Below are 14,252 nucleotides of genomic sequence, written 5' to 3'. Positions count from 1 at the left end.
TTTAAAGCATTCAAATATAAAAAAATTTACACCATATAAGTAATATAAGAGATTTTAAGTTATATGTTGAATTGCTTTGTCATTTAATCTCGCAAAGGCGCGAAGGCGCAAAGTTTTTTGTTCTTAAGTTTTGCTTTGTCAGAGTCAATTCTCACGCAAAGACGCAGAGTCGCAAAGTTTTTGTTTCACGCAGATTTAAAAAGATTTATGCAGATTTATGCAGATCATTTATAAATTAAATCTGCTTAAATCTGCGTGAAATAATCTTTTTAATCTGTAGCTATAAATAAAACTTTGCGCCTCTGCGCCTTCGCGTGAGATTCATGCGCAAGTCTAAAAAACCTTTGACCCTTTGCCTCTCTGTACCTCTGTACCTTTAAAAAGAATTTTTCTTACCTTTAACTCAAATAACCAAAACCATGAAAAAAACCATCTTACTTTTATTATTTGTTACTACTTTTCTAAATGCTCAAAATGCGGAAAAAGAAAAAATCAACAAAACACTCGATGCCTGGCACAAAGCCGCCGCTGATGTGAAATTTGACGACTATTTTAATGCAATGACGGAAGATGCGATTTTCATTGGAACTGATCCTACTGAAAATTGGGTCAAACCAGATTTTCAAACTTGGGCACAACCCTTTTTTAAAAGCGGCAAAACATGGAATTTTACAGCTTTAGAACGTTATATCTTTTTTGATAAAGCCGGAAAGGTTGCCTGGTTTGATGAATTGCTTAATACACAAATGAAAATTTGTCGCGGTTCTGGCGTTTTGGTGAAAGTGGGAAAAGAATGGAAAATTCAGCATTATGTATTATCCATGACGGTTCCGAATGACGAAGTTGATGCTGCGATTAAAATAAAAGCACCAATCGAAGATGCTTTGATCGAGAAGCTAAAGAAAAAATAAAACATTTTCTAAGTTTCTTCTTATAATCCTAACTTTTCTAGGGCTTTACAAAAAATAATAGCAATTTAATTATAATACAATTGACAATATTAGCCGGAATTTAGAAGCTCAAAATAACATTGTCTCAAAAAAACGACCCTAATTTTACAATATTGACTAAAATAAAAACATAGCCTCTATTTTTGTAGCCCTTAAAATCAAAATCTTTATTTTTTTTTAACTTTGACCCCAAAAAAAATAGGGTTCAATAAAGTATTTGAAAAATGAAAATAGAAAGACGCTGGATCATTTCCTTTATTATTATAAGTTTAGTTTGTATTACGGGTGCATTTTGGCCAACAGTTACTCAAAACAATTACGTATTATCAGAATTTGGCACAACAGACCATATTGTTCCTGCTGATGTCGCCTGGATGCTGACATCTTGTTGTCTCGTTTTAATCATGACGCCGGGATTGTCTTTTTTCTATGGCGGAATGGTAGGTAAGAAAAATGTAATTTCGACCATGTTGCAAAGTTTCATTTGTTTGGGCGTTGTAACACTTTTATGGGTTACGGTTGGTTTTAGTTTAGCTTTTGGAGATCCTGTAGGTTTTGGATCTGGAGAACATTTTTACAGCTTCTTCGGAAATCCGACCACTTTTGCCTTTATGGATTACGTTAATGTTTTACCACATAAAAAATTAGCGAGCACGATTCCGTTTATGCTTTTTGCTTTGTTCCAGATGAAATTTGCCATTATTGCTCCGGCAATTATTACCGGTTCGTTTGCAGAGCGCGTTCGTTTTATTTCTTATTTAATTTTCATCAGTTTATTTACCATTTTCATATACGCTCCTTTGTGTCACGCCGTTTGGTATCCGACAGGAGTTTTAGGAAGTTATTTTGGCGTTAAAGATTTCGCCGGAGGAACTGTAGTACATATGAGTTCAGGATTCGCTGCTTTGGCCGGAGTTCTGGTTTTAGGAAAAAGAAAAAACAGTCAGCATATTCCAACTAATATTCCGTTTGTATTATTAGGAACCGGAATGCTTTGGTTTGGCTGGTTCGGGTTCAACGCGGGTTCAGCTCTTGCTGCCAACGGAACGGCCGCAATGGCTTTTGCCACAACTACAACTTCATCGGCGGCGGCCATGTTAACCTGGGTATTTTTTGACCGAATGAATGGCAGAAAAGTTTCCGCTTTAGGCGCTTGTATTGGAGCTGTTGTTGGTTTAGTCGCCATCACGCCTGCTGCAGGATTTGTATCGGTTCCGGAAAGTATGTTTTTCGGATTTGTAACCGCTTTGGTTTCAAATTCAGTTGTAAACTGTAGCTTCTCAAAAAGATTTGATGATACGCTTGACGTTTTTGCCTGTCACGGTGTTGGTGGAATTATGGGAATGATCCTAACTGCTATTTTTGCTCATGGTGAAGATGCAAGTTTATTACACGGAGGCTGGAATGTTTTCGGACATCATATGATGGCGTTGGTTCTGGTTTCGATCTTTACTTTCTTCGGAGCTTATTTCTTATTCAAAGTAACCAACTTTATTATTCCGCTAAGAGTTTCAGAAGAGTCAGAACACATTGGTCTGGATTTATCACAACACGATGAAACTTTAGATCCAAAATCAAAAGCAATCACAGAACCGCATTACGGTTAAAAAAATATTCTTTGCATTAAAGATTAGCCACGAATTCACGAATTTTTTCTGCTTGTATTTACTACAACAGATAATTAAAAATTCGTGAATTCGTGGCTAAAAATTTTAAAACCGAATTCGAGCTATTTTCATTCGTTTATATTCCTTAATTTTGCTGAAAATTTTTGTAAAAGTGGGAAGTAAAAATAAACTAAAAAGATTCAGAGAAAACGAAACATTTCAAAACGTTTTTCAACCAACAAGAGAAGAAGTTGTAGGCGATTTAATGCCTTTAAAAGGAAAATGGAATTCTGATTTCTTTAAAAATGACAATCCATTAGTTTTAGAATTAGGATGTGGAAAAGGAGAATATTCTGTTGGATTAGCAGAAAGATATCCGGACAAAAATTTTATCGGAATAGATATTAAAGGAGCCCGTTTCTGGAGAGGCGCTAAAACCGCTGTTGAAAACGGATTGCATAATGTTGCTTTTGTTCGAACTCAAATCGAATTGATCAATCATATTTTTGCTGATAATGAAGTAGACGAAATCTGGATTACTTTTCCGGATCCGCAAATCAAATACAAAAGAACAAAACACAGAATGACCAATTCTGAATTTTTGAAATTGTATAAAAAAATCCTTAAAAAAGACGGTGTTGTAAATCTTAAAACTGATAGCGAATTCATGCACGGTTATACGCTTGGATTGCTTCACGGCGAAGGACATGAAGTTTTATATGCGAACCATAATGTATATAAAAATGAAGGAAGCCCGGAAGAAGTTACTGCTTTTCAGACTTTTTACGAAAAACAATATTTAGAAATTAACAAGGCAATTACGTATATTCGTTTCAAAATTAAAGACTAATTTAATTTTGAAAAACAGATTTCACTAACCCATCAAACTACTGAATGGCTTTATTTACTCCATTACTTTCAGGTTTTATTGCCGCTTTCATTGGGATTATTCCGCCAGGTTTAATCAACATGACCGCAGCAAAAGTAAATTTGAAAGAAGGAAGAAAGAACGCTTTGTGGTTTGTTTTGGGAGCGCTTGTCGTGATTTTTTTTCAGGTTTATGTGGCTCTTCTGTTTGCACATGTAATTGATAATCGACCAGATGTTGTCACCTTATTGCGCGAAGTTGGATTTGTTATTTTTTCGATTCTAACGATTTACTTTTTGTTTATCGCCAAGGAACCGAAAACCAAAAAGAAATCAAAAATCAAAAAGAGCAGTAAAAAAAGCCGTTTCTTTTTAGGAATGCTGCTTTCGGGATTAAACTTTTTTCCAATTCCTTATTATGTTTTGGTAAGTGTAACTTTAGCTTCTTACCATCTTTTTGTATTTGAAAATAATATCATTTTTACTTTTGTAATGGGTTCTGTTTTAGGTTCGTTTGCTGCTTTATACAGCTACATTGGTTTCTTCGGAAAAATAGAAAAGAAAACCGATTATATCATGCGCAACATGAATACTATTATTGGAAGCATTACGGGTTTAGTCGCTGTTGTGACGCTTTTTAATATATTGAATTACTATTTTGGATAGAAGAAAATAACCCACAGATTACAAGATTAAAATGATTTCTTACTTGTGCGCAAAAATATTCTCTCGCAGATTCTGCAGATTTGGCAGATACGAATTTTTTAATTTAAACTGATCCGCTAAATCTGCAGAATCTGCGGGAAACTAATTTTAAAACTTATTATGGCTGAAGATAATTTTTTTGAAAGAGTTTATGCGATCGCCAGACAAATTCCGTACGGAAAAGTAACTTCTTATGGCGCTATTGCGAAAGCTTTAGGAACGGCCCGTTCTGCCCGAATGGTGGGCTGGGCAATGAACGCCTGTCATAATATGGATGATGTTCCGGCACATCGTGTTGTAAACAGAAAAGGTCTTTTAACCGGAAAACATCATTTTGACGGAACGAATTTAATGCAGCAACTTCTCGAAAATGAAGGTATTGAAGTTATTGACAATCAAATTATGGATTTCGAAAAACACTTTTGGCAACCGGAAATTTCCACCATATAAGTGATATAAGTTCATCTGTGTATTGCGCAGAAATCTCACGCAAAGTCGTAAAGTTTTTCCTCTACCCACAATCTTGTCATTCCGAGGAACGAGGAATCCCCGCGAGAAGCTCGACAAAGATTGGCGATTTTGATTGTACAGTTACTTGCGGGGATTCCTCGTTCCTCGGAATGACAAAAATACGCGTACAAACTTTAACAAAGACGAATTCGTTTTAAATCAAACAAATAACAAAACTCGTTTTATCTTCATCGGTTTGGTAGCTTAAGTAACCGCCGTGTGCTTCGATGATGTTTTTAGAAAGTGTTAAACCAATTCCGGCGCCGTCTTTTCTGGTGGTGAAAAAGGGCAGAAAAACTTTGTCCCGAATTGCAGAATCGATTCCTTTTCCGTTATCAGAAATCGTGATAAAAAAACGATTGTTTTCGGTATAACTTGATAGAAACATTTTCTTTTCCTGTTTCTCTTTTAACGCATAAATACTATTCGTAATTAAATTGATAATCACTTGCTCCATCTGATTTTTATCAATCAAAATCGAACGTGAACTATTAATTTCATTGATCAATTCAATATTTTCCGCTTTTAAAATCGGATTCATGATTCGGAGACAATCCTCAAAAAGTGTATTTATTGGCGTCATCACTTTTGTTGGCGTTGGAAGCATTGCCAATTTTCGGTAATTCTCCACGAAAACCTGTAAATGATCACTCCTATTTATGATCGTCGAAATACTGCTTTTGATGTCGTCAAAATCATCTTCTTCGAGTTTTTCCTGGTCAACAATCTGAAGTAAATTCTGCGAAAGCGCACGTATCGGCGTTAAGGAATTCATTAATTCATGCGAGATAATTTTCATCAAATTAATCCACGCTTCTTTTTCCTTTTTTTCAATCACACGCTGAATACTATCCAATAAAATGATAAAATATTCTTTATTATAGGTTTTTGTCAATGATGTTTGGAGCACAAAAGTCTGCAAATCCTGATCTTCAATTTTAATTGAAATCGCCGACTTTACTTCGACAAAATCAGACTTTTCAATTTCATTGCAAAGCGATGGCAAATAGTTTTTTAAATAACTCCAATGACTGACTTTTGGTACTTTGAATAAATTGGAAAAGCAATCGTTCATCAAGAAGATATTCCATTCGTCATTTTCTTTTTCTAAAATCAGTGTTCCGGTATCAATACTATTTAAGATCGATTGATACACCAATTCTTTTGAGGTTTGTTCCTGTTGCTGAATTTTTAAAGCATCGTATAAAAGGTATAAACTTTCGAAATTATCTTTTTTATTTTCTTCCGGAAAATTAGTTGAAAAGTCATTTTGCAGCATTGAAAGCAATGTTCTGTCATAAAACAACAATTGATTTTTGACATAGAAATACATTTCAAATAACATTACAACGGCAAAAAGCCCAACCAAAATGGCGTTGTAATAAAACATTTTATAGATTAGAAAAACGCAAAAGAAAAAGAGGATCATGACAAACATAATTCTCACAAACAAGGCGTTATAAAACTTCCAATTTTTCATTATTTTTTTTGCTAGGGATTAAAGATTAAACACATAGAAACATAGATTTTTATTTTCTTGTAAAAGAGTTTAAAAAAATGACAAATCATTTAACATATAGCTATGTTTGTTAATGAAAGTGAAACGCCTTTTATTGCGCCAGAAAATCTATGTTTCTATGTGTTTAATTTATTAACTGTTTTTCAAGTCGTATTTCTCAATTCTTCTGTACAATGCAGCTCTTGACAAACCTAATTCTTCGGCTGTTTTACTAATATTTCCGTGGTGTTTAAACAGTGCTTTTTCGATGGCGGTTTTCTCCATTTCAGATAACGGATTTTCATCATTTTCCTGAACATCTTCGAAATCTAAAATATCTAAATCGTGTACAGAAATCGTATTATTATCGGCTAAAATCAACGCACGTTCTATTTTATTTTCCATTTCGCGGACATTTCCTTTCCATGGATATTTTTCTAAATACGGACCTGCATTTTCTTCAAACTGCCATCCCGAAGCTTCAGGACCATGATTGTATTTTTCGGCAATCTGATCGAGAATAAAATTAGCCATCGGCACAATATCGTCTTTTCGTTCCCGCAAGGATGGCAATTGAATTTCCATTGTATTGATGCGGTACAATAAATCTTCACGGAAAGTTTTGTTTTTTACCTCAGCCTTAATATCGCTATTTGTTGCCGAAATAATTCGGACGTTTAACGGTCTTGGTTTGCTTTCGCCTAAACGCGTTACGGTTTTAGTTTGTAAAACGTGTAATAATTTGGCTTGTAAATGCAACGGAATATTTCCGATTTCGTCCAGAAAAATAGTTCCGTTTGAAGCCATTTCAAATCTTCCGGGAGTATCAATTTTGGCATCGGTAAAAGCGCCTTTTGCGTAGCCAAAAAGTTCACTTTCAAATAAATTATCGCTCAAAGAACCCAAATCAACATGTACAAAAGGCTGATTTTTTCGCTCTGAATGTTGATGAATAAACTCGGCAAAAACATATTTTCCGGTTCCGTTTTCTCCTAAGATTAAAACGTTGGCATCGGTTTTAGCGACTCTTTCTGCAATAGAATAAGCTTGTTTTATTTTTTGGGAAGTTCCGACAAAATATCTTTTTTCGGTTTTTTCGATTACCGGTTTTTTGATGTTTTTTCTACTTTCGGCGACAGCCTTATCAATGGTTTCTAACAATTTTTCATTATGCCAGGGTTTCAAAACATAGTCAAAAGCACCTATTTTTATTCCTTCGACAGCCGTTTCAATTTTACCAAATGCTGTCATTAAAATCACAATCGTTTGAGGCGAAAGTGTTTTAATTTCTTTAAGCCAATGAATTCCTTCGCGTCCGTCTTCAAAACCAATTCGGTAATTCATGTCTAACAGCACCACATTTATTTCATTTTCACTTAAAAGAGAAATGATTTTTTTGGGATTGTTTGTCGTAAAAATGGTTTCAAAATGTTTTTTAAGAATCATTTTTGCCGAAAAAAGAATTTCTTCCTGATCGTCAACAATTAATATTTGGGCTAGTTTTTTTCGCATCTGTCTTTTTTTGTCCGATTTTGAACGGTCAACTGTTCATTATCGAACACTCCTTTTTTTGAATGGTTTTTAAAGCTTCTTTAAAATCAAGGCTTTACAAATAATAAATTTTGTGGCACAATATTTACCTATTGGTAATCAACAAATTATTTATAAAATGGACAAGGTAATTCCTCGTAAAAATAGAAAATTTAGGTATCTCACAATAGCAATTGGAGTTTTTTTAGTTTTGGCTGTCATCATCTTTTTTTCGTTTAACACGAAAAGAAGTTTAAATGTAAAAGCGGAAGAACTATCAGTTCAAAAAATCGAAAAAGCTTTTTTTGAAGATTTTGTGGTTTTTCAGGCTAAAGTTGAACCTTTGAACGTAATGCTTGTCAATGTTACAGAGGGAGGATCTGTAAAAGAGATTTTTGTTGAAAACGGCGCTATGGTAACGAAAGGTCAATCGTTGGCACGTTTGTACAACCCGAACACAGAACTGAATTATTTGACTCAGGAAACGGCAATTATTGAGCAAATCAACAATTTGAATACCGGAAAACTGAACATTAGAAATCAGGAATTGAATTTAAATAAAGATTTGGTTTTGATCGAACACGATTATAATGACGCCAAAAGATTATACGATATGAATGCTCGTTTATATGAGAAGGAAGTGATCTCGAAAAACGACTGGAACACTTTTAAAGAAAGTTTACGTTTTCAGGAAGAGCGAAAAAGAACGATTCAGCAAAGTATCCAAAAAGAAAAACAAACGAATCAGGTTCAGATTTCGCAAATCAACCGCTCGATTCAGACAATGGAAAAAAGTTTGGATATTTTAAGAAACAACAAAAAGAACTTTTTGATTACAGCACCAGAAACGGGACGTTTAACTTCATTTGAACCGGTTTTAGGAAAAACATTCCAAGCAGGAGAAAGCATAGGAAAAATCGATTCGAAAAAAGGCTACAAATTGGCTGCCGATGTTGACGAATTTTATTTGGAAAAAGTTCGAGAAGGTCTAAAAGGTCAGGTAGAATTTAAAGGGAAAATATTGGAAGTTTTGGTAACCAAAGTAATTCCGGAAGTAAAAAGCGGTCACTTTACAGTAGAATTGGCTTTTACCTCTAAAGAAGAAATCGTTTTGCAAGACGGACTTAGTTTTGGTGTAAAACTGATTTTATCAGAGAAAAACAAAACATTAGTAGTTCCAAAAGGAAGCTTTAATCAGGAAACGGCCGGAAAATGGATTTTTGTAGTAAAAGGAAATAAAGCTGAAAGAAGAAACATCAAATTAGGCAGAGAAAATCCTTCGTATTATGAAATTCTGGAAGGATTAAAAGAAGGAGAATCTGTGATTACATCCTCTTATACAGATTATAAAGATGTAGAGGAGTTATCGATTAGTTCTCAATAACATTTTACAGATTACAATTCACAATTCACAATTCACAATTAATAAAGAGTTTCAATCATCAATCAAAATCATCAATCAAAAAACGAATAATAACATTTAACACCTTAAGCATTATGATAACAATTCAAAATTTAACCAAAGTTTTTAGAACCGAAGAAGTAGAAACATCAGCATTGAGCGGTATTTCTTTAGAAATTAAAAAAGGTGATTTTTTAACTATCATGGGGCCTTCAGGTTGTGGAAAATCGACTTTACTCAATATCATCGGGCTTTTAGACAGTGCTACCGATGGAAGTTATAAATTATTAGATCAGGAAATGATTGGCTTAAAAGAAAAAGGAAGAGCCGCAGTTCGTAAAGAAAACATCGGATTCATTTTTCAGAATTTTAACCTGATCGACGAGCTTTCTGTTTACGACAATATCGAATTGCCTTTGCTTTACAATAATGTAAAAGCATCTGACAGAAAACAAAAAATTGAAGCTATTGCCGAGAAATTAAATATTTCACATCGTTTGAAACATTATCCACAACAGCTTTCAGGAGGACAACAACAAAGAGTTGCCGTGGCAAGAGCTTTGGTTAACGACCCGAAAATCATTCTTGCCGATGAGCCAACGGGAAATCTGGATAGTAAAAACGGTAATGAAGTAATGGAACTTTTAACAGATTTGCACGCAAAAGGCGCGACAATTTTGATGGTAACCCACTCTGATTATGACGCTTCGTTTTCGCAAAAAACGATTCATATGAAAGATGGTGTGATATTCTCTGAACGATTCAATCAGAGAAATGTAGATGTTTTTATGGACGCTAAATAATTTCGAAATGATAAAATTTATTATAACCGCAATCACAATCCTAATTGGATTTGTTTGCCAAATATTAGCAATGATCTAAAGATTCACAAATCTTTTAGACCTCAAAAAATAACTAATCACAAACAAAATATACCATGATTTTTAACTGGTTTAAAATATTTATATATCATTTAAAACAAAGCAAACTGTTTTCGTTTTTAAATGTTTTAGGATTAAGCATTGGGATTGCCGGCGTAATTTTTGCGATTTTATATTGGAACAACGAAAACGCTTACGATCAATGGAATCCTGAAAAAGAAAACACGTATCAGGTTTTAAACAAAATAGGAATGACAGGCAATACCTGGGCATCCAACTCAATTCCTTTTGGAGAAACCTGCAAAGCTACCATTCCTGAAATTGAATCTATTTGTTTCTTTAACAATACCTGGTATGACAATGCGCCAATAAAATTTCAGAATAAAAAAATAATGGCTGACAAAATCACCGTTGCCGACAATGGTTTTTTTGATGTATTTCCGTTTCCAATCGTAAAAGGAGCCAAAACTAATATCCTGAAAGAAGATAATAGTGTTGCAATATCTGAAGAAACTGCAAAATTGCTTTTTAATGATCAAGATCCAATTGGTCAGTCGATCAATTATGGTAATAAATTTTATACTGTAAAGTCGGTTTATCATTTAATGAGACCCTCTTCTATTGAACCAAATTATGTTTTTGGCGGTGTTAAACGCGAAGGCGACAAAACGAGTTGGGGAAATTTTAATTATGGTATGATGATTAAAGCCAAAAAAGGCACTGATCCTAATGCCCTTTTAAAGAAAATGCAAAATGTAAACTTTGTCAACAGAACTTTAAAAGATGCAAAAGAAAATGGTCAGACTCCTGCACAATATGTTAAGGAAAATGGCGAAACAACTGTTATAATCGATCAATTACAAACAGCCCGTTTGCATGGAACAAAATCTTCGCAAGGAATTAATTTTCCTGAAGGAAGAGGCAACTTGCAATTGCTTTACATCATGGTTGGTTTGTCTATTTTGATTCTGGTTTTATCTCTTGTAAATTATATTAATCTGGCAACAGCTTCGGCCATAAAACGCGCAAAAGAAGTTGGTGTCCGCAAAATTGTAGGGGCTACAAAAAATCAAATTATTACTCAGTTTATTTTTGAAACTGCCATCATTGTAATTCTGGGTATAGTATTCGCTTTGGCCATTGTTGAAATTTCTTTGCCCTACTACAACAACTTTTTGAAAAAAACTTTAACCATGAATGGTGGTGAATTTTACCTGCAGCTCATTTTTATATTTGGATTAGTAATCGTTCTTGCGGGTATATTCCCAGCCATTTATATTTCGAATTTTGAGACTTTGAAAGTTCTAAAAGGCAATTTCTCCAGAAGTAAAAGCGGAATTTGGATTCGGAATTCGATGTTGATTTTTCAGTTTGGAATTGCAGCATTCTTCATCATTGGTGCGCTAATTGTAAATTCGCAAGTCGATTACATGATGAACAAAGAACTTGGTTTTAATGGTGATCAGGTGATAAGAGTTCCTTTTAATACCGCAGAACGCAAAAAAAGAACAGACCAATACCTGACAATGAAACAGGAGATCAAGAAAATTTCAGGAGTTCAGGAAATTTCAACTTTTGCAGGAACTTTTGGAAACAGCACCAATTCGAGCTCAGGATTTACACATAATGGTGTTGTAGTACAGCCCAGAAATGTTGAAATGGATTTTGGTTTTCTTGAAATGATGAAAATTAAAATCGTGCAGGGCCGTGATTTATCTCCTGAATTTGCTTCAGATACTATTAGCAATATGTTGATGAATGAAACCCTGGTTAAAACTTTAAACCTTAAAAATCCAATAAATACGATTATAACATCTGGTTGGGGAGACGAAGGCGGAGAAAATTTGAAATTTAAAATCGTAGGTGTTGTAAAGGATTTTCATATTACAGGACTTCAGGATAAAGTTCCTCCTATGGTTTTTGTCAATCTTAAAACATTAAAATGGAACAACTTTAACAATGTTTATATAAAAGTTTCTCCAAATAATTTAGGTGGAACTTTGGATAAACTTAAAGGTTATTGGGAGAAAAATGTAAATCCGGATTATCCTTTTGACTATGAATTTGTAAATAAAGGTTTTGCCAAAACCTATCAGGAACAGGTAAAGCAAAAAGATCTGTTTTTTATTCTAAATCTAGTTGTAATTGTGATTGCCATTTTTGGATTATTTGCTTTGGCATCATTTTCGATGGAGAGAAGATTGAAAGAAATTGCCATCAGAAAAACATTGGGTGCTGAAACGGATATTCTTCTTAAAGAATTATCAAAACAATACATCATATTTTGTTTGTTGGGATTTTTAATCGGAATTGTTCCGGCTTACATTTTGTTGCAAAAATGGCTGGAGAATTTCGCTTTCAGAATCGATGTTTCGGTAGTTCCTTTTAGCATTGCGTTAGTTTCCTTATTGGTTTTAACGTTGTTAATTGTTCTGGCAAAAGCCTATCAGGTAACCAAAATAGACATTTTAAAATATTTAAAATACGAATAGACTTGTAGACCATTTTTTTTAAGAAACCCTCCATATTCAATTAATGTGGAGGGTTTCTTTTCTTCTAAAGCTAAATTGCCAGGCTTCATAAATTTTATTCACGAACCAAAAAAGCGCAATAGTATCATTTTGAATAATTTCAATATCAATAAATACGATTTAAAAAGCATAAGAATCCAAACATAATCTGTTATCTTTGCAGTCTGAAACGAGTTTAAATAAATATAGTGTTTAAATAAGTTGCATCAATAGAAAACACCTACATTAAAAATGAAATTAGATAGAAAAGAAATTCTTAAAGCTCTGGAAACAATTACCATAGCTGGAGAAGGAAAAAATATGGTTGAAAGCGGTGCTGTTGCCAATGTTATTACTTTTGGTGATGAAGTTGTAGTAGATTTGCTATTACATACTCCAGCAATGCACATTAAAAAAAGAGCTGAAGATGATATCAAAAAAACAATTCATGAATTGGTATCTCCAGAAGCTAAAGTTAAAGTAAACATCAAAGTTGAAGCGAAGGAAAATCCTAATGAAATAAAAGGAAAAGCAATTCCCGGAATTAAAAATATTATTGCCGTTGCCTCTGGTAAAGGTGGTGTTGGAAAATCAACTGTTACCGCAAATCTTGCTGTAACGCTTGCGAAAATGGGTTTTGCTGTTGGAGTTTTAGATGCTGATATCTACGGACCTTCAATGCCGATTATGTTTGATGTTGAAAACGAAAAACCAATTTCGATTACCGTTGACGGAAAATCAAAAATGAAACCCATTGAAAGTTTTGAAATCAAAATTCTATCAATTGGATTCTTCACTGCGCCTAGCCAGGCTGTAATCTGGAGAGGACCTATGGCTGCAAAAGCATTAAACCAAATGATCTTTGATGCAGATTGGGGAGAATTAGATTTTATGTTAATCGATTTACCTCCGGGAACGGGAGACATTCACCTTTCTATTATGCAATCATTGCCAATTACCGGAGCAGTTGTAGTAAGTACACCTCAGGCTGTGGCACTTGCAGATGCTAAAAAAGGAGTTGCGATGTTCATGCAGGACAATATTAATGTTCCTGTTTTGGGAATTATTGAAAATATGGCTTACTTTACACCGGAAGAATTACCTGATAATAAATATTATATCTTTGGACAAGAAGGAGCTAAAAATCTTGCAGCAGATTTAGATGTTCCATTTTTAGGAGAAGTGCCAATTGTACAGTCAATTCGTGAGGCAGGAGATTACGGTCGTCCGGCAGCTTTACAAACAGCATCACCAATTGAAACTGTTTTTGAAGAAATCACTAGAAATGTAGTACAGGAAGTAGTAAATAGAAATGATAGTTTACCAGCTACAGAAGCCATTAAAATTACAACTATGGCAGGATGTTCAGCAGTAAAGAAAAATTAGATAATTGAGATAAGACTAATGAGATAATTTGAAAATTAGAAAATTAGAAAATTTTGCTTGCAAGTGAATTATCTAATTTTCTAATTGACACATTTTCTAATTGATAAAATTATGACAACAGAAGAATTAACAAGCAACGTATTACTAGCTTTGGATGAAATCAGACCTTTTTTAAATTCTGATGGAGGAGATATTACGCTTATTTCTATAGACGATGACAAACATGTTAAAGTTCGTCTTGAAGGAGCATGTATTAGCTGTAGCGTAAATCAGATGACTCTAAAAGCAGGGGTTGAAACAACAATAAAAAAATATGCTCCGCAGATTGAAACTGTGGTAAATATAATGTAACAAAAAGTGCTAATCTGCACTTTAAGAATTTGCATTATTAACAAGAATAATATGC

Annotated in this window: 12 protein-coding genes; 10 read left to right on the top strand and 2 right to left on the bottom strand. The window is 34.0% G+C overall.

The window, feature by feature from the left end; all coding sequences use genetic code 11:
• The first annotated feature begins 419 nt into the window (after positions 1–419).
• The 5 genes from AC1RRN_RS17015 (at position 420) to AC1RRN_RS16995 (ending at position 4,579) form a co-directional block, all read left to right on the top strand.
• Positions 420–911 (top strand): nuclear transport factor 2 family protein, encoded by a 492-nt coding sequence (locus tag AC1RRN_RS17015; protein ID WP_492968440.1) that lies wholly within the window; start codon positions 420–422, stop codon positions 909–911.
• Positions 912–1,174: 263 nt separating this feature from the next.
• Positions 1,175–2,557, top strand: coding sequence for an ammonium transporter (locus tag AC1RRN_RS17010; protein WP_492968439.1), 1,383 nt, complete (start codon positions 1,175–1,177; stop codon positions 2,555–2,557).
• Between the two features lie 172 nt (positions 2,558–2,729).
• On the top strand, positions 2,730–3,407 hold the full coding sequence (gene trmB / locus AC1RRN_RS17005; protein WP_056190496.1) for a tRNA (guanosine(46)-N7)-methyltransferase TrmB: 678 nt from the start codon (positions 2,730–2,732) through the stop codon (positions 3,405–3,407).
• A gap of 44 nt (positions 3,408–3,451) precedes the next feature.
• A complete protein-coding gene (locus AC1RRN_RS17000; protein ID WP_492968438.1) occupies positions 3,452–4,090 on the top strand; it encodes a LysE family transporter in 639 nt (212 codons plus the stop codon).
• Positions 4,091–4,249: 159 nt separating this feature from the next.
• On the top strand, positions 4,250–4,579 hold the full coding sequence (locus tag AC1RRN_RS16995; RefSeq protein WP_492968437.1) for an MGMT family protein: 330 nt from the start codon (positions 4,250–4,252) through the stop codon (positions 4,577–4,579).
• 214 nt (positions 4,580–4,793) lie between these two features.
• Here AC1RRN_RS16995 and AC1RRN_RS16990 read toward each other — a convergent pair whose 3' ends face one another.
• Together AC1RRN_RS16990 and AC1RRN_RS16985 are read right to left on the bottom strand one after the other, a co-directional pair.
• Positions 4,794–6,119 (bottom strand): sensor histidine kinase, encoded by a 1,326-nt coding sequence (locus tag AC1RRN_RS16990; protein WP_492968436.1) that lies wholly within the window; start codon positions 6,117–6,119, stop codon positions 4,794–4,796.
• Between the two features lie 171 nt (positions 6,120–6,290).
• Positions 6,291–7,649 carry a sigma-54-dependent transcriptional regulator gene (locus AC1RRN_RS16985; protein ID WP_492968435.1) on the bottom strand — a complete coding sequence of 453 codons (1,359 nt, stop codon included), beginning with the start codon at positions 7,647–7,649 and terminating at the stop codon, positions 6,291–6,293.
• A gap of 157 nt (positions 7,650–7,806) precedes the next feature.
• On the opposite strand from AC1RRN_RS16985, the gene AC1RRN_RS16980 reads away from it, so the two are divergent.
• The 5 genes from AC1RRN_RS16980 to AC1RRN_RS16960 all read left to right on the top strand — a co-directional run bounded on the left by AC1RRN_RS16980 (position 7,807) and on the right by AC1RRN_RS16960 (position 14,197).
• Complete coding sequence (locus tag AC1RRN_RS16980) at positions 7,807–9,051, top strand: efflux RND transporter periplasmic adaptor subunit (RefSeq protein ID WP_492968468.1); 1,245 nt, start codon at positions 7,807–7,809, stop codon at positions 9,049–9,051.
• Positions 9,052–9,164: 113 nt separating this feature from the next.
• The gene (locus tag AC1RRN_RS16975; RefSeq protein ID WP_072970269.1) at positions 9,165–9,872 is read left to right on the top strand and encodes an ABC transporter ATP-binding protein; all 708 of its coding nucleotides are present in this window, start codon (positions 9,165–9,167) and stop codon (positions 9,870–9,872) included.
• Between the two features lie 134 nt (positions 9,873–10,006).
• Entirely contained in the window at positions 10,007–12,442 is a 2,436-nt protein-coding gene (locus AC1RRN_RS16970) for an ABC transporter permease (RefSeq protein ID WP_492968434.1), read from the top strand.
• Between the two features lie 270 nt (positions 12,443–12,712).
• Positions 12,713–13,846: an Mrp/NBP35 family ATP-binding protein gene (locus AC1RRN_RS16965; RefSeq protein WP_492968433.1), complete on the top strand. Its 1,134-nt coding sequence runs from the start codon at positions 12,713–12,715 to the stop codon at positions 13,844–13,846.
• A gap of 111 nt (positions 13,847–13,957) precedes the next feature.
• Positions 13,958–14,197 (top strand): NifU family protein, encoded by a 240-nt coding sequence (locus AC1RRN_RS16960; protein ID WP_026982674.1) that lies wholly within the window; start codon positions 13,958–13,960, stop codon positions 14,195–14,197.
• Positions 14,198–14,252 lie beyond the last annotated feature (55 nt).

The sequence above is a fragment of the Flavobacterium sp. GW821-FHT11G01 genome, from assembly GCF_058808175.1.
This window is presented reverse-complemented; position numbering and strand designations above follow the sequence as displayed.